At 62.1% G+C, this 16,157-nt stretch carries 15 protein-coding genes and 2 pseudogenes; 7 read left to right on the top strand and 10 right to left on the bottom strand.

Features of this window, described 5'->3' with window-relative positions; genetic code table 11:
- Positions 1-30 precede the first annotated feature (30 nt).
- From acs to AC0L7P_RS13950, 6 genes and pseudogenes are all read right to left on the bottom strand, one after another.
- Positions 31-1,979: pseudogene (acs, locus tag AC0L7P_RS13975) on the bottom strand (acetate--CoA ligase).
- 36 nt (positions 1,980-2,015) lie between these two features.
- A complete protein-coding gene (locus tag AC0L7P_RS13970; protein ID WP_473433294.1) occupies positions 2,016-2,765 on the bottom strand; it encodes an ABC transporter ATP-binding protein in 750 nt (249 codons plus the stop codon).
- Between the two features lie 10 nt (positions 2,766-2,775).
- Entirely contained in the window at positions 2,776-3,534 is a 759-nt protein-coding gene (locus AC0L7P_RS13965; protein ID WP_473433293.1) for an ABC transporter ATP-binding protein, read from the bottom strand.
- Between the two features lie 11 nt (positions 3,535-3,545).
- On the bottom strand, positions 3,546-4,742 hold the full coding sequence (locus AC0L7P_RS13960) for a branched-chain amino acid ABC transporter permease (RefSeq protein ID WP_473433292.1): 1,197 nt from the start codon (positions 4,740-4,742) through the stop codon (positions 3,546-3,548).
- A gap of 3 nt (positions 4,743-4,745) precedes the next feature.
- On the bottom strand, positions 4,746-5,777 hold the full coding sequence (locus AC0L7P_RS13955) for a branched-chain amino acid ABC transporter permease (protein ID WP_473433291.1): 1,032 nt from the start codon (positions 5,775-5,777) through the stop codon (positions 4,746-4,748).
- A gap of 120 nt (positions 5,778-5,897) precedes the next feature.
- Positions 5,898-7,274, bottom strand: a complete 1,377-nt coding sequence (locus tag AC0L7P_RS13950; protein WP_473433290.1) for a substrate-binding protein — start codon at positions 7,272-7,274, stop codon at positions 5,898-5,900.
- Between the two features lie 214 nt (positions 7,275-7,488).
- Here AC0L7P_RS13950 and AC0L7P_RS13945 point away from each other — a divergent pair, with 214 nt between their 5' ends.
- The 5 genes and pseudogenes from AC0L7P_RS13945 to AC0L7P_RS13925 all read left to right on the top strand — a co-directional run bounded on the left by AC0L7P_RS13945 (position 7,489) and on the right by AC0L7P_RS13925 (position 13,221).
- A complete protein-coding gene (locus tag AC0L7P_RS13945) occupies positions 7,489-8,775 on the top strand; it encodes a short-chain fatty acyl-CoA regulator family protein (RefSeq protein ID WP_473433289.1) in 1,287 nt (428 codons plus the stop codon).
- 82 nt (positions 8,776-8,857) lie between these two features.
- Positions 8,858-9,241 (top strand): response regulator transcription factor, encoded by a 384-nt coding sequence (locus tag AC0L7P_RS13940; protein WP_473433288.1) that lies wholly within the window; start codon positions 8,858-8,860, stop codon positions 9,239-9,241.
- 1 nt (position 9,242) lies between these two features.
- Positions 9,243-9,536, top strand: coding sequence for a hypothetical protein (locus tag AC0L7P_RS13935; RefSeq protein WP_473433287.1), 294 nt, complete (start codon positions 9,243-9,245; stop codon positions 9,534-9,536).
- A pseudogene (locus tag AC0L7P_RS13930) lies at positions 9,536-12,224 on the top strand (ATP-binding protein). The gene AC0L7P_RS13935 and the pseudogene AC0L7P_RS13930 overlap by 1 nt, the downstream one beginning before the upstream one ends.
- A gap of 73 nt (positions 12,225-12,297) precedes the next feature.
- Positions 12,298-13,221, top strand: coding sequence for a FliM/FliN family flagellar motor switch protein (locus tag AC0L7P_RS13925; RefSeq protein ID WP_473433286.1), 924 nt, complete (start codon positions 12,298-12,300; stop codon positions 13,219-13,221).
- A gap of 52 nt (positions 13,222-13,273) precedes the next feature.
- Here the strand turns inward: AC0L7P_RS13925 and AC0L7P_RS13920 are convergent, their stop codons facing one another.
- From AC0L7P_RS13920 to AC0L7P_RS13905, 4 genes are read right to left on the bottom strand one after another with little or no spacing between them, the layout of a single operon-like run.
- On the bottom strand, positions 13,274-13,699 hold the full coding sequence (locus tag AC0L7P_RS13920) for a protein tyrosine phosphatase family protein (RefSeq protein WP_473433285.1): 426 nt from the start codon (positions 13,697-13,699) through the stop codon (positions 13,274-13,276).
- A 12-nt stretch (positions 13,700-13,711) separates the two neighbouring features.
- Complete coding sequence (locus AC0L7P_RS13915; RefSeq protein WP_473433284.1) at positions 13,712-14,137, bottom strand: DUF6691 family protein; 426 nt, start codon at positions 14,135-14,137, stop codon at positions 13,712-13,714.
- Positions 14,137-14,562, bottom strand: coding sequence for a YeeE/YedE family protein (locus tag AC0L7P_RS13910; protein WP_473433283.1), 426 nt, complete (start codon positions 14,560-14,562; stop codon positions 14,137-14,139). The genes AC0L7P_RS13915 and AC0L7P_RS13910 overlap by 1 nt, the downstream gene beginning before the upstream one ends.
- A gap of 9 nt (positions 14,563-14,571) precedes the next feature.
- Positions 14,572-15,432, bottom strand: coding sequence for an MBL fold metallo-hydrolase (locus AC0L7P_RS13905; protein WP_473433282.1), 861 nt, complete (start codon positions 15,430-15,432; stop codon positions 14,572-14,574).
- Between the two features lie 90 nt (positions 15,433-15,522).
- Here AC0L7P_RS13905 and AC0L7P_RS13900 point away from each other — a divergent pair, with 90 nt between their 5' ends.
- Together AC0L7P_RS13900 and AC0L7P_RS13895 are read left to right on the top strand one after the other, a co-directional pair.
- On the top strand, positions 15,523-15,834 hold the full coding sequence (locus tag AC0L7P_RS13900; protein WP_473433281.1) for an ArsR/SmtB family transcription factor: 312 nt from the start codon (positions 15,523-15,525) through the stop codon (positions 15,832-15,834).
- A gap of 111 nt (positions 15,835-15,945) precedes the next feature.
- Positions 15,946-16,143: a hypothetical protein gene (locus AC0L7P_RS13895; RefSeq protein WP_473433280.1), complete on the top strand. Its 198-nt coding sequence runs from the start codon at positions 15,946-15,948 to the stop codon at positions 16,141-16,143.
- Positions 16,144-16,157: the final 14 nt, after the last annotated feature.

Raw genomic sequence — 16,157 nt, 5'->3', positions numbered from 1 at the left:
CGCGTGTGCGGCGGTGGATGCCATGAAATTTCACCCCTTGTTCATCCGGTTTTCGATCAGATCGTCCACCACGCCGGGATCGGCCAGGGTCGATGTATCGCCAAGGGTGTTGCAATCGTCCTCGGCGATCTTGCGCAGGATACGCCGCATGATTTTGCCCGAACGGGTTTTCGGCAGTCCGGGCGCCCATTGCAGAAGGTCCGGTTTGGCAATCGGCCCGATTTCGCGGCGCACCCACGCCTCAAGCGTTTTGCGTAAATCATCGCTGGGATCGACACCGTTCATCAGGGTCACATAGGCATAGATGCCCTGACCCTTGATCGGATGCGGATAGCCGACAACCGCCGCTTCGGCCACGGATTCATGGGCGACAAGGGCTGATTCAACCTCGGCGGTGCCCATGCGGTGGCCTGATACGTTGATCACGTCATCGACGCGACCGGTGATCCAGTAATAGCCGTCCGCGTCGCGTTTGCAGCCATCGCCGGTAAAGTAATATCCTTTGTAGTCAGAGAAATAGGTTTTCTCGAACCGCTCGTGATCGCCGTAAACCGTGCGCATCTGACCCGGCCAGCTATTTTTGATGCACAGCACGCCTTCGGCTTTGGTGTCGCGCAACTCTTCTCCGGTGGTTGGTTCAAGGATCACCGGTTCGACGCCGAAAAACGGCAAGGTGGCGCTGCCGGGTTTGGTGGCGATGGCGCCGGGCAGGGGGTGAGCATGTGGCCGCCGGTTTCGGTCTGCCACCAGGTATCGACGATGGGACACTGGCCGCGGCCGACGACCTCGTTATACCAGTTCCACGCCTCGGGGTTGATCGGTTCGCCCACGGTGCCCAGAACCTTGATGCTGCTCAGGTCGTATTTGGTGACGAATTCGTTGCCTTGCCCCATAAGGGCGCGAATGGCGGTGGGGGCGGTGTAAAACTGGTTGACCTTGTGTTTTTCGCAGACCGCCCAGAACCGCCCGGCATCGGGAAAGGTTGGCACGCCTTCAAACATCAGGGTGGTCGCGCCATTGGCCAGCGGGCCATAAACGATATAGCTGTGGCCGGTCACCCAACCCACATCGGCCGTACACCAGAACACATCGCCATCGTGATAATCGAACGTGTATTGGTGGGTCATTGCGGCATATACGATATAGCCGCCGGTGGTGTGGACCACGCCCTTGGGTTGCCCGGTCGACCCAGAGGTATAAAGGATGAACAGCGGATCTTCGGCGTTCATTTCCTCGGGCGGGCAATCGGCGGAAACCTTGGCGGCCAGTTCGTGCAGCCAATAATCGCCCTCGCTGCGCCATGCGATCTGCTGGCCGGTGCGTTGCACGACCAGACATTTCACATCGTGCATGACGTTGATCATCGCCTGATTGACGTTGTCCTTGAGGTTTGTCACCCTCCCGCCGCGCGGGGCGCCATCGGCGGTGATCACCACCTTGGCCTGGCTTCCCGAAATGCGGGCGGCAAGGGCATCGGGGGAAAAGCCGGCAAAGACAATGGAATGGACCGCCCCGATCCGGGTGCAGGCCAGCATGGCATAGGCCGCCTCGGGGATCATCGGCAGATACAGCACGACGCGATCACCCTTTTTCACGCCCAGTTCCTTGAGAACATTGGCGAAACGGCACACTTCCTCGTGCAGTTGGGCAAAGGTGATATGCTGGGCCGCGTCATCGGGACTGTCGGGTTCCCAGATGATGGCGGTCTGATCGGCGCGATCCTTGAGGTGGCGATCAACGCAGTTGGCCGAAACATTCAGCCCGCCATCCTCGAACCACTTGATCGACACATTGCCCAGATCAAAGCTGGTGTTCCTGACCTTGGTATAGGGCGTCATCCAGTCGATCCGGCGCCCGTGTTCGCCCCAGAATGCAACGGGGTCGTCGATGCTGGCCTTGTACATTTCATCATAGCGCGCCCGGTCGGCATGGGCGTGGGATGCAAATTCGGCGGTGGGGGGATATGTGGTGTCGGTCATGGCTCTTCCGTTCGTCTTTGATAAACTCTTGGCGGTTCAGATGGCCAGATATTCGGCGCGTAGCTTTTCGTTTTCAAGGACTTCTGCCGCCGAACCGTCATAGACGACACCCCCTGTATCAAGGATCACGGCGCGATCCGCAAGTTTCAGGGCGGCGACCGCGTTCTGTTCGACGATCACCGTGGTGATGCCCTGATCGCGGATGATGCCCAGCGTCTTGGCGATTTCCTGCACGATGACCGGCGCGAGGCCCTCGTAGGGTTCATCAAGCAGCAGCACCTTGATGTCACGGCACAGGGCGCGGGCGATGGCCAGCATTTGCTGTTCGCCCCCCGACAGGGTGACGCCATCCTGTTTGCGCCGCTCGCCCAGACGGGGGAACAATTCATAGACCCGCTCGATAGACCAGCCGATCGGCGGCGCGATCTGGGCCAGCTTCAGGTTTTCCTCAACCGTGAGGCCCGCGATGATGCGCCGGTCCTCTGGCACAAGGGCGATGCCCGCCGCACTTGCCTCATAGCTTTTCATCTTGTGCAGGGGTTGATGATCCAGCCAGATTTCACCTTTTTTCAGCTCGGGATTGTCGAGCCGGGCAATGGTGCGCAGGGTGCTGGTTTTGCCCGCACCGTTGCGCCCCAGCAGGGCCAGAATCTCACCTTCGCGGATGTCGAAACTGACGCCCTGCACGATATAGCTTTCGCCATAATAGGCGTGAATATCCCAGACCGAAAGAAAAGCGGGGTGGGTGGCGGCGTTGTTGGCGTGTTTGTTGAAGGGGGCGTTCATGATCTGCTCCTCAATGGGCGGCTTCGCCAAGGTAGGCTTCTTTCACCTTGGGGTGGCCCTTGATGTTTTCCGGCGTGTCCTCGACCAGGGGCGTGCCCTGGGCCAGAACGGTGATCCGTTCGGCCAGCGAAAACACCACATGCATGTCGTGTTCGATGATGCACATGGTGATCGGGCGCGACGCCTTGATTTCCTTGAGCAGGTCGATGGTATTGTTGGTGTCTGCCCGGGCCATGCCGGCGGTGGGTTCGTCCAGCAACAAAAGTTTTGGTTGTTGGCTCAGACACATGGCCATTTCCAGCCGCCGTTTATCCCCGCGCGAAAGAGAGCCAGCGTGGGCGTGGCGTTTTTCCAGCATGTTCACATCGCCCAGCATCTGTTCGGCGGCGTCGACCACATCCTTTTCGTGCATCACCTTTTCGATGGCGTGCATCCGAAATGCCCCGTCGCGTTTGGCAAAGATCGGGATCATCACGTTTTCAAACACCGTCAGATCGCCAAAGATTTCGGGGGTCTGAAACACCCGGGAAATGCCCATCTGGTTGATCTCATGGGGTTTGCGGCCCAGCACGGATTGCCCGTCGAACATGACGCTGCCCGTGTCCGGGGTCAGCTTGCCGATGAGACAGTTGAGCAGGGTGGATTTGCCCGCCCCGTTCGGCCCGATGATCGCATGAACGGTGTTTTCCATGACGTTCAGGTTCACATTGTCCAGCGCCTTCAGCCCGCCGAACCGTTTGCCCACGTTCTTGACTTCGAGAATACCCATGGTTGCGGTTCCTATTCGGCGGGTTGCTTTGAGGTGGCGCTGTCGTTTTCCGGCTTCTTGCGGCGGAACAACGCGGCGATTTTCTGGCCCCCTTGCACAAGGCCACCGGGCAGGAAGATCACGATCAGCATGAACAACAGCCCCAGCGTCAGTTGCCAGCCCTTGCCGATAAAGGGATGCACAAGAAACACCAGTGTGTCCTCAACGCCGTCTGGCAGAAAACCGAACCATTGGTGCAACACCGTGTCGTTGATCTTGGAAAAGATATTTTCAAGATACTTGATAAGACCCACGCCCAGAACCGGCCCGATCAGGGTGCCAGCACCGCCAAGGATGGTCATCAGCACGACTTCGCCACTGGCGGTCCACTGCATCCGTTCGGCCCCCGCCAGCGGGTCCATCGCGACCATAAGCCCCCCGGCAAGCCCGGCATACATGCCCGATATCACGAATGCGGCCAGCATATAGGGTTTGAGGTTCAGACCGGTATAGGCCATGCGCTGCTGGTTTGATTTCACCGCCCGCAGCATCATCCCAAAGGGCGAACGGAAGATACGGATCGCCAGATAAAACGCCCCCAGCATGACCAGCGCCGACAGATAATACCCGACGTTAAAGGTAAACTGCCACCCGCCCAGCACCAGATCATAACTGGATTGCATCGCGGCGCCGAACAGATTTGCCGGTGGGATCGTCCCGTCAACCTGCGTCACGCCCAGAACACGCGGATCGTGCAGCGACAGTTGCAGCCCGGTTTCGCCGTTGGTCAGGGGCGTCAGCACGGAATAGGCCAGGGCAAAAGACATCTGCGCAAAGGCCAGCGTGAGGATCGAGAAATAGATGCCCGAGCGGCGCAGCGAGATATAGCCGACAATCACCGAAAACAGCCCCGCGGCAATCACCGCCAGCAGGATCGCCGGAATGATGTTCATGGTCAGCAGTTTCATCATCCAGACCCCGGCGTATGATCCGACACCCAGAAAGGCGGCGTGGCCAAATGACAGGTATCCGGTCAGCCCGAACAGGATGTTGAACCCGATGGCGAAGATCCCGAAAATCACGAACCGTTGCATCAAGTCGGGATAGCCGGCGTTGAACTGCGCCATGGCACTGTCCACCGGAAAGGGGTTGAGGATGAAAGGCGCCAGCATGGTCATGGCGATGACGATCAGGAACAGCCTGAAATCCTTGGCGTGAAGTCCGAGCATTGGTTATTCCTCCATCACGCCCTTGCGGCCCATCAGGCCGCGGGGGCGGGTCAGCAGCACGACGATGGCCACAAGGTAGATGATGATCTGGTTGATGCCGGGGATCAGGTTGGTCACGGCGGGCAGCGAGGCGAAACTTTCAAGAATGCCCAAAAGGAACCCGGCCAGAACGGCACCGGGCAGCGACCCCATACCCCCGACAACAACCACAACAAAGCTGAGCACGAGAAAATCCATGCCCATGTGATAGTTGGGCGAATTGATCGGCGTGTACATCACCCCCGCCAATCCCGCGACACAGGCGGCAACGGCAAACATGATCGTGAACCGTTTGTCGATGTTGATGCCCAAAAGCCCCACGGTTTCACGGTCGGCCATGCCGGCCCGCACCACCATTCCGAAGGTGGTGAACCGCAAAAAGGCAAACACCGCACCGATCAGCACCACCGCAAAGGCGAAATACACCATCCGCCAGTACGGATAGATGATCACATTCGGATCGAACCCCAGCAGCACGCCGAAATCGAACGATCCGCGAAACACCGCAGGCGCGGGGGTGGGAATGGGGTTGGCGCCATAGAAATATTTGATGATCTCTTGCAGCACGATGGCCAGACCGAAGGTGACAAGGATCTGATCGGCATGGGGGCGCTTGTAAAAATGCTTGATCAGCCCGCGTTCGATCACGAACCCGACGATCACCATGATCGGGATGGCAAACAGGATTGCCAGCGGCACCGCCCAATCAACGATGAACGCGCCCGCGGTCGGGCCGAACCAGTCGTTTACATAAAGGACATCTTCGAATTTCGGATTGCCCAGAAAATCGGTGCCTGTGGATTCGGCCGAAGGGTGCGACAGCGACAACAGGCGGCTGAGCGTCACCGCGCAGAAGGCGCCGATCATGAAAATCGCTCCGTGGGCGAAATTCACGACACCCAATGTGCCGAAGATCAACGTCAGGCCCAGAGCGATCAGCGCATAGGCCGACCCCTTGTCCAGACCGTTCAGGATTTGCAGAATAATGGCGTCCATTGGCGTGACCTCGTGTCAATGGGGCGGGCGCCGGGGGCGCACACCCGGCACATGGATGTCGTAAGGTGTGATGAGTGGTGGCAAGGGGCAGGCACATGGCCCGCCCCGCAGGATCGGCGATCAGGCGCCGGGGTTGCACGCCCCCAGTTCGCCGCCGGCAAACATGGGGTTGTCAGGCGCATAGGTCACCTGCTCAACCGGGGTCACCTCGACGATTTCCACGAGGTGGAATTCATCCTCGGGGTTTTCGGCGCCTTTCACGACCAGCACGTCCTTGAAACACTGGTGGTCGGCCGCGCGATACAGGGTCGGACCGTTGCCCAGACCGTCGAACTCGAACCCTTCAAGGGCCTCGCCCACGGCGCAGGGGTTGAACGATCCGGCGCGATTCACCGCATCTGCATAAAGCAGGGTCTGGGCATAGCACGTCTGCGCAGCCTGTGACGGCGGGAAGCCGTACTTGGTGCCGAACGCCTGAACAAAGGCATTGGTGCCGGAGTATTTGTCGCCCATCTGGTTTTCAAGTTTCCAGTCCCAGTTCTGCGACCCGATGATGCCCTTGATGTTGGCGCCGGCACCCTTTGCCATCAGCTCGGAATACAGCGGCACGACGATTTCAAAGTTCTTGCCGTTGACCTGCTTTTCACGCAGACCGAACTGCACCGCAGCAGTCAACGAGTTGACCATGTTGCCGCCATAGTGGTTCAGCACCAGAACATCGGCACCCGAGTTCAGAACCGGCGCGATATAGCTGCTGAAATCAGTCGCGGCGAGGGGGGTCAGCACGTTGTTCACGGTTTTCCAGCCCAGTGCCTCGGTTGCGGCCTGAATCGATTCCTGCTGGGTCCAGCCCCAGGTGTAATCGGCGGTCAGGTGATAGGCGGCGCGATCGTTGCCATAGAGCTTGGACAGCACCGGCGCCAAAGCGGCCGCCGACATATAGGCGTTAAAGAAGTGGCGGAATCCGTTGGCACGCTTGTCTTTGCCGGTGGTGTCGTTGCTGTGGGTCAGACCGGACATAAAGACGATCCCGGCCTCCTGGCACAGGGATTGAACGGCCACGGCCACGCCCGAACTGGACCCGCCCGAAATCATCAGAACGCCGTCTTTTTCGATCATCGACTTGGCCGATGCGCGGGCGGCGTCGGTTTTGGTCTGGGTGTCGCCGGTGACAAAGTTCACCTTCTTGCCCAGGATGCCGTTGCCTTCCAGTGTCTTGGAACTGAAGGTGTTCATCATGCCGCCATCGCCGCCACCGTTCAGGTGTTCGACCGCCAGCTCAAACGCGCGCAGCTCGTCCATGCCCTCATCAGCATAGGGGCCGGATTGCGGCACGTTAAAGCCCAGGGTCACGGAATCGCCGGTGGGCGCGTTGGTGAACCCGGAATGGGCATCGGCCCAGACCGCCCCGGTAAAGATCGTGGGCAGCGCAAGCCCCGCTCCGGTTGCGGCGCCGGTTTTCATCAGACCGCGGCGTGTGAAGTTTGATTTCGTCATGAAGTCCTCCCGTTTGGCGTTGGCCTTGGCGGTTTGCCGCCGGGGCCTGTTCCTTTACAGAACTGCGGCAAGAATGCGCGTGTGTGGAAAATTCCGCAACAAATCCTTCTATTGAAACGGAAAAATTGTAAAATAATGCACAAGATGTCATGAGTATGTGTAAATATATTATCGGCACGGTGCAGAAAGTGATTGAAACGGAAAGGTTTTCACAATGTCGCGAACAGGGATGACCGGCAGCCGGATCAGGGCGCGGCGGATGGATTTGGGGATGCGCCAGGCCGATCTGGCACAAGAAATGGGAATTTCTGCGTCGTACCTTAATCTGATTGAACACAACCGCCGCAGAATCGCGGGCAAGCTGTTGGCGACCGCCGCCCGTGCCCTTGGGGCCGATGCCGCGCTGCTGGCGCGGGGGGCCGAGGCGGCGCTGATCGACGGGTTGCGCGATGCCGTGGCCCAAACCCCCCGCCATGCCCCCGATCTGACCCGGGCCGAGGAATTTGCCGGGCGGTTTCCCGATTGGGCCGGCCTGGCCATCGCTCAGGCGCGCCGCATCGCCGATCTGCAAAGGACGGTGGAAACCCTGAACGACCGGATGACCCACGATCCGTTCCTGTCCGAGGCGCTGCACGATGTGCTGTCCACTGTGACCGCGATCCGCAGCACCAGCGCGATTCTGGCCGACGATGGCGAGATCGACCGCGAATGGCAGGCCCGGTTTCACCGCAATCTGCTAGAGGACAGTCAGCGCCTTGCCGAAAGCGCCCAGGGGTTGGTCGGGTATCTTGATTCCGGGGGGCAGGCCGATACCGCACTGACCACCCCGCAGGAAGAACTGGAAACATGGCTGGCCGGGCAGGGGTATTACCTTGGCGCGCTGGAACACGGCACCACCGACCCCGAGGCGATGATCCCCCCCGAGGTCAGCGGCACGGCGCGGCAGTTGATTGCCGCCTTTGCCCGTCAGTATCGCGATGATGCGGCGCATCTGCCGTTGGATGCCCTGCGCGCCGCCATTGCCCGCCATGGCCCTGATCCGGCGCTGCTGGCGCAGGATTGTGCCAGTGACCTGCACCGGGTGTTCCGCCGGCTGGCGGCCCTTCCCGAAGGGGTCTGCGGGCGGCCTGTGGGGCTGGTGATCTGCGACGGGTCGGGCGCGCTGACCTTTCGCAAGCCGGTCGAGGGGTTTGCGCTGCCCCGGTTCGGCGCGGCCTGTCCGCTCTGGCCGCTGTACCTCGCGCTGTCGCGCCCCCACAGCCGGGTGCATCAGATTGTGGAACAGGTCGGCCAGATGCGCCCGCGTTTCGCGATCTATGCCGAGGCGGTGCAGGCGCACCATGGCGGGTTTGATGCCACGCCTGTTGTCACCTCTGCGATGGTGATCCTGCCCCATGACGGCGATACCCCGGCGCGCCCGGTCGGCACCTCGTGCCGGGTCTGCCCCCGGGTGAATTGCGCGGCGCGGCGCGAACCGGCCATCGTGGCCGAACTGGCGTGACCAAGCGGCTTTGACGTCGCGACACGGCGGTGCCATACTGGCCATGACCAAGGTCAAAAGGCCGGTCGACGAGGGGAGAGACATGGCCAAGCGCGTGCTGCTGATCGAGGACGAGCCGAACATCATCGAGGCCGTTCGTTACATATTGTCGCGCGATGGCTGGGCCGTTGATACCCATGCCGATGGCGCCACGGCCATGGCCGCCGTGACCCGCCGGGTGCCCGATGTGATCGTGCTGGATGCAATGCTGCCGGGGCGGTCGGGGTTTGACATCCTGCGCGATCTGCGGGCCGATCCGGCGCCCGGAATTGCGCAGATCCCGGTGCTGATGCTGACGGCCCGCGGTCAGCAAAAAGACCGCGATATGGCCGAACGGTTCGGGGCCAATCAATTCATGACCAAACCGTTTTCCAACGCCGATATGCTGGCCTGCGTTCAGGCGCTTGCCCCGGCGCACGGCGTCTGAAATGGCGCCCCGTCTGCCGCCCGAGCCGTTGTTTCTGGAGCGTCAGACCTATCGCCGCCGTCGCCTGATGGATGCGGCGCGGCTGCTGCCCGTGGCCGGGGCGGTGGCGATACTGCTGCCGATCCTGTGGGTGGGGCCTGTTCCCGAAGGGGGCGGTATTCCGGCCGGGACGGCCACGGGCGGGCTGTATCTGTTCGGGGTCTGGACGGTGCTGATCCTGGCCGCGGCGCTGATGTCGCGCCGTCTGCTGCGCAATGCGCCGCCGCCCCCCGCCGACGGGGCGGAGCTTTCCTGATGCTCACGTTCAACACGCTGGCGCTGGCCTGTGCGCTTTATGTGGCGGCGCTGTTCGTGGTGGCGTTCGTTGCCGAAAAGCGGGCAGAGCGGGGGCGGCTGGGCATTCTGCGCTCGCCCCTTGTCTATACGCTGTCGCTGTCGATCTATTGCACCGCATGGACGTTTTACGGCGCCGTGGGATATGCCGCGCGTTCGGGGCTGGAATTCGTTACCATCTATCTTGGCCCGACGCTGGTGGTGGTCGGATGGTGGGCATTTCTGCGCCGTCTGGTGCGGATCGGGCGCACCCAGCGGATCACCAGCATCGCCGACCTGATTTCATCGCGCTATGGCAAATCCACCTTTCTGGGGGTGTTGGTTACGGTGCTGGCCGTGGTGTTCACCACCCCCTATATCGCGCTGCAACTGCAATCGGTCACCCTGTCGTTTTCGGTCTTTGCCGATCACGCCCCCGGCGCGGCGGGCGACGCGCGCGCCACGGCGTTCTGGGTGGCGGCGGGGCTGGCGGTGTTCACCATCCTGTTTGGCACCCGCAATCTTGACATCAACGAACGCCACCACGGCATTGTCACCGCCATCGCGGTCGAGGCGGTGGTGAAACTGGTCGCGCTTCTGGCGGTGGGGGTGTTCGTGGTCTGGGGTGTGGCCGGTGGCCCGACCGAGGTGTTTCGCATGACCAACGCCAGCCCGATCGCCCAGTGGCAGATGGATCAGAGCCGCTGGGTCACGCTGACTTTTCTGTCGGCGGTTGCCTTTGTCTGCCTGCCCCGGATGTTTCAGGTCGTGGTGGTGGAAAACTCCAACGAATCCCATCTGGCCACGGCGTCATGGGCGTTTCCGCTCTATCTGTTCATGATGAGCCTGTTCGTCGTTCCCATTGCGGTGGTCGGGCTGTCGGTTTTGCCCGAACAGGCAAACCCCGATCTTTATGTGCTGACCGTGCCTTTGGCGTTTCAGCAGGATGGTCTGGCGATGCTGGTGTTTCTGGGCGGATTTTCTTCGGCCACCTCCATGGTGATTGTCGCCTCGATCGCGCTGGCCACCATGGTCAGCAACCATATCGTCATGCCGATCTGGCTGAATGCCCGGCGCGGCGGGGCGACCGTTTCGGGGGATGTGCGCGATGTGGTGCTGCGCGCGCGCCGGATTGCCATCGTCGGAGTGCTGGCGCTGGCCTATGTCTATTACGCAATGTCTGGGGGGCGCGGCACTGGCGGCAATCGGGCTGATTGCCTTTGTCGGCGTCGCACAGATCTTGCCGGCGCTATTGGGTGGCATGTTCTGGCGCGGCGCCACGCGGGCGGGTGCCGCGGGCGGGCTGATTGCGGGCTTTGCGATTTGGGCCTGGACGTTGCTGTTGCCCGGGATCGGCGAAGGCGCGCTGATGTCTCGATCTCTTTTGGCGCACGGGCCGTTTGATATGGGTTGGCTGCGCCCTCAGGCCTTGTTCGGGATCGGCGGGATTGATCCGGTGGTGCATTCCGCCATCTGGTCTTTGGGGTTCAACACGACGATTTTCGTGGCCCTGTCCCTGATCGGGTTTCCCGGCCCGATCGAGCGGTTGCAGGGCGCCGAATTCGTCAACATCTTTCGCCATGCCCGCAATGCAAGCGGCTGGTCGCCCGGCACCGTCGAGGCCGAGGAACTGTTGATGATGTCGCAACGGATTCTTGGCGCAGCCGAGGCGCAAGCGCTGTTTCAATCCATGGCGCGCGAGCAGGGCAAGGATGGGTATCTGCCTGATACAACAAGCAAGTTTCTTGAACGGTTGGAACGTGAACTGGCCGGATCGGTGGGGGCGGCCACGGCCCATGCGATGTTGGGCCAGATCACCGGCGGCGCGGCGGTGTCGGTCGAGGAACTGATGCGCGTGGCCGATGAAACCGCGCAGATCATGGAATATTCCAGCCAGCTTGAGGCCAAATCCGAGGAATTGGGCCGCACCGCCCGCCAATTGCGCGAGGCAAACGAAAAACTGACAGCCCTCAGCGTGCAAAAGGACGCCTTTCTCAGCCAGATCAGCCACGAATTGCGCACCCCCATGACATCAATCCGGGCGTTCTCGGAAATTCTGCGCGACGGGGCCGAGATAGGACCAGAGGCGCGCAGCCGTTTTTCGACCATCATCTTTGACGAGGCGCGGCGATTGACCCGGCTTCTGGACGATCTGCTGGATCTCAGCGTGCTGGAAAGCGGGCAGGTGACCCTGCACCGCCGGATCGCGGTCTTGGGCGATATTCTGGATCATGCGGTGGCGGCAACCGGAAACGCGGACAGCGCCCTGCGGATCGAACGCCCGAGCGATGAACGGCTGGTCATGCACACCGATCCCGACCGGTTGGCGCAGGTGTTCATCAATCTGATTTCCAACGCGCAGAAATATTGCGACGCGCCAGAGCCGGTGTTGCGCATCGTGGTGACCGATGGCGCGACGGGGCTGACCGTAGATTTCATCGACAACGGCAGCGGTATTCCAAAAGACAGCCAGTCGGTGATTTTTGAAAAATTCTTTCGGGTGGGCGATACCCGTGCCGCCGGGGGCGCTGGCCTTGGCCTTGCCATTTCGCGCGAGATCACGACGCGTCTGGACGGGCGGCTGACCTATGTGCCGGGGCAGGGCGGGGCGGCGTTTCGCGTGGCTCTGCCGCCGCGCCCGGGGCGATTGGTGCCGCACGCCGCACAATAGCCCGCAGCCGTTCAGCATTTGGTAACTTTGCTGGGGCATCAAGGGACCATATGCAGTCAAAAGGTTTGCAGGGATGAGCGTGGGCGCAACCCAGACCGCTTTGCGGCGAAAACTCGGGGCCGGGCGCCCGCCAGAATCGGTTCAGGCGATGACGCCGGGCCGGGCGTGGCGTTTGGCGCTGGTGCATGGATTTTCGGAATCGGCAGGGCTTGCGGTGACCATGGGCGATCACGGGGTGCGCCCGGTCGATCCGCCGGATTTTGCCGCGCAGATGGATGACGGTGATCTGGCCATTCTTCTGGAAGGGGTGAATGGTTTTGCCGTCGCCCTGCTGGATGTGCAACTCATGGCGGCGCTGATTGAATCCCAGACCATGGGCCGGGTTCTGCCGCGCCGCTCTGCGCCGCGCCCTCCCACGCCCACCGATGGTGCCATGGTGGCCGATCCGCTTGATCGGGTGCTGGGCCTGTTCGAAACCCACAGCGCCGGGGTTGACGGGGCGCAAACCTGCCGGGGGATGCGATTTGCCACCCTGTTGGCGGATGGGCGCGCCGTCACTCTGGCCCTGCCGGATGAAACGCATCTTTTGACCGAAATCACCCTCGCCTTTGGTGGCGGTGACCGGCAGGGGCGGTTGCGGCTGATCCTGCCTGAAAAACTGCCCCAAGTGGAACAGGCGCCCGATACGGATGCCGACTGGCAGAGCGGGATCGAGGCCAATCTTCTGGGCGCCAGGGCGCAACTCTCGGCGGTGCTGACCCGGCTGCATCTGCCCATTGAGCAGGTGACGGGCTGGCAGGTTGGGGCGCTTGTGCCCCTCCCGTCCAAGGCGCTGGCGCAGGTCGCCCTGACCGGATGCACCGGCACGATCATGGCCCAGGGGCGGTTGGGCCAATCGGCGGGCAACAAGGCGGTTTTGCTGGACAACCTGCCTGCGCCGCCCCCCGGCCCGCACTTTCGGGCGATGGTGCCACGGCCCCGCAAGTGGGCCACTTGATGACTGGCAAAGCGCCCTTTGGCGGGCGCTGATGCCCGTGATTGCCCTTCGCTCAGCGGTGTGCGGCCGCCTCGATTTGCGGGCGCAGGGGGCGCAGATCGTATCCGCCCTGGGCCGCTGCCGCGATCAGATCGTCCGGCGTGCTTGCCCCCGCCTGGCAAAGCGCCCAAACCACGGACGAGCGCATGCCCGACCGGCAATAGGCAAACACCGGTCCCGTTGCCTCGGCCAGCGCGCGGGCGTGGGTGGTGAGGTTGTCATCGGTCATCGCGCCGTTGACCACCGGGTTGTAGGTGAATGGCAGGCCAACTGCCGCGGCGGCCTCGGCCATGGCGCTGCTGTCTTCCGGGGCATCGACCTCGGCATCGGGGCGGTTGCAGATGACGGCGGTGAACCCGGCCTCTTTCAGGGCGGGCATGTCTTCGGGCGTGATCTGCCCCGAGACAGAGTAGCGGGGGGTCAGGGTGTTGATTTGCATCGTTATCCTCATTCAGCAGGGGCAGGTGGCATGATCCGTGTGCGCAGGGGGTGCGGCCCACATACCCAAGGCCATCGCGGCCAGAAACACAACCCCGCCCACACCGTTGAAGCTGAGCGAGGCCAGCGCCGGACCGGGGCAAAGGCCCGAAAGCCCCCATCCGGCCCCAAACAACACCGACCCCAGGATCAACCCGCGATCAAGGCGCGCTGCGGCTGGTGTCGGAAAATCGCCGCCCAGCGCAGGGCGCCGACCCCGGGTTACGGCCCATGCGATGGCCATGGGTACGATCGCGCCGCCCATCACAAAGGCCAGCGTCGGATCCCAATCACCAAACAGATCCAGCCAGCCGCGCACCCGCGCGGTATCGACCATGCCCGACAGCAAAAGCCCGGTCCCGAACAATCCGCCGGACAGGGCGGCAAACAACAGGCGCATCAGATGACCCCCAGCAGATGACGGAACAAAACCACCGTGACCGCCCCGGCCCCGATATAAATGCAGGTGGCCACGATCCCGCGCAGGGACAGGCGCGAGATGCCGCATACCCCATGCCCCGAGGTGCAGCCATTGGCCAGCCGCGTGCCAAGCCCCACCAACAGACCCGCCGCCACCAGCACCGCCCAATTTCCGGTCAGATGTGTGTCAGGCGCGCCAAGGATCAGCACGATCACCGCAGGCGCCCCGATCAGCCCGGCCAGAAAGGCCAGCCGTTCGCGCCCCTGCGCCCGGGCCGATCCATCAACCAGCCCGCCGATGATGCCCGACGCCCCCATGATCCGCCCGTTCACCAGCAGATAAAGCGCCGCGGCACTGCCGATCACCCCACCGCCCAGCAGGCCCAAAATCCATTCCTGTGGCATATCCGTTTCCTAAAGTTTGTTCAGCGGCAGTTTCAGCATGACATCGCCCTTGGCGTCGGCCGGGGGCATCTGTCCGGCGCGCATGTTGATCTGCAACGATGGCAAAATCAGCTTGGGCATCCCGAGGGTGGCGTCACGTTCCTGGCGCATCCTGACGAAATCTTCGCCGCTGCGCCCGGCCAGATGCACGTTCTTGGCCTTTTGGGCGCCCACTGTGGTTTCCCAGGCGAATTCCTCGCGTCCCGGGGCCTTGTAATCGTGGCAGACGAAAATGCGGGTTTCGTCGGGCAAGGTCAGGATTTTCTGGATCGAGGCATAAAGATGGGCGGCGGACCCGCCCGGAAAATCACAGCGCGCGGTGCCGAAATCGGGCATGAACAGGGTATCGCCCACAAAGGCGGCATCGCCGATCACATAGGTCAGGCAGGCCGGGGTGTGGCCCGGCGTGTGCAATACATCACCGCGCAACTGACCGATGTGAAAACTGTCGCCCTCTTTGAACAGGGCATCGAATTGCGACCCGTCCCGCTGAAATTCGGTGCCTTCGTTGAACACCTTGCCAAAGGTATCCTGCACCACGGTAATCTGATCGCCAATCCCGATCTTGCCCCCCAGCTTTTGTTGCAGATAGGGCGCTGCCGAAAGATGATCGGCGTGAACATGGGTTTCGAGGATCCACGCAACGCTCAGCCCTGCGTCCTGCACATGGGCGATGATCCGATCCGCCGAGGCGGTATTGGTGCGCCCCGAGGCGTGGTCGAAATCCAGCACCGAATCGATGATCGCGGCGCTGGTGCCCCCCGGATCGCGTACGACATAGGACACGGTATTGGTGGCATCGTCAAAAAAGGCGGTGACCTGCGGCTGCATGGCGTGGCTCCTTCTGGTTGGGGGGAACATAGGCGTTGCGATAATACATTGCAATATTGATATGTGTTGGCGAATGCGCTAACAAGACCCATGATCCAGACCGCCCCCGATTTTTCGCAAATGGCCCGCGCGGCAGAGGAAGCCGCAGGCGCCATGCGCGCCCTGTCCAACCCGTCGCGCCTGTTGATCCTGTGCAAGCTGGTCGAAGGCCCGGCCAGCGTTGGTGCGTTGGAACAGGCCCTTGGGTTGGGGCAGGCCTATGTTTCACAGCAATTGGCGCGGTTGCGCGCCGATGGGGTGGTCAGCGCCACGCGCAAGGGGCGCACGGTGGTCTATGCCCTGGCGGATGCCCGCATCACGGCGGTGCTGATCGCGCTTCATTCCGCCTATTGCCCCCAATAGGCGGCATTTCACGCTCGAATCGGCGCAACTTGTGGTAGTATGGCGAAAGGGTGGTCAGATTGGCTCTGGCCACCGGATGCACACGGGACTTCTACCACAGGGGGATCGACCATGCCGGAAACACGCACAGCAACAGTGGAACATCTGCTGAATGACATCACGGGCGCACGGGACACCGGGCAGGGGTTGCGCCGCCGGGTTGAGGCCTTGCGCGTCTGCGGATTGGCCGCGCCAAGTGACATTGCCCGTCTTGAATGGGCGCTGGAGGCAAGCGAGCCGGCGGATATGTGGGATAACGTACCTGTCTGACCGGCCCCGGGCGG

The sequence above is a fragment of the Oceaniglobus sp. K40-3 genome (genome assembly GCF_055808395.1).
This window is presented reverse-complemented; position numbering and strand designations above follow the sequence as displayed.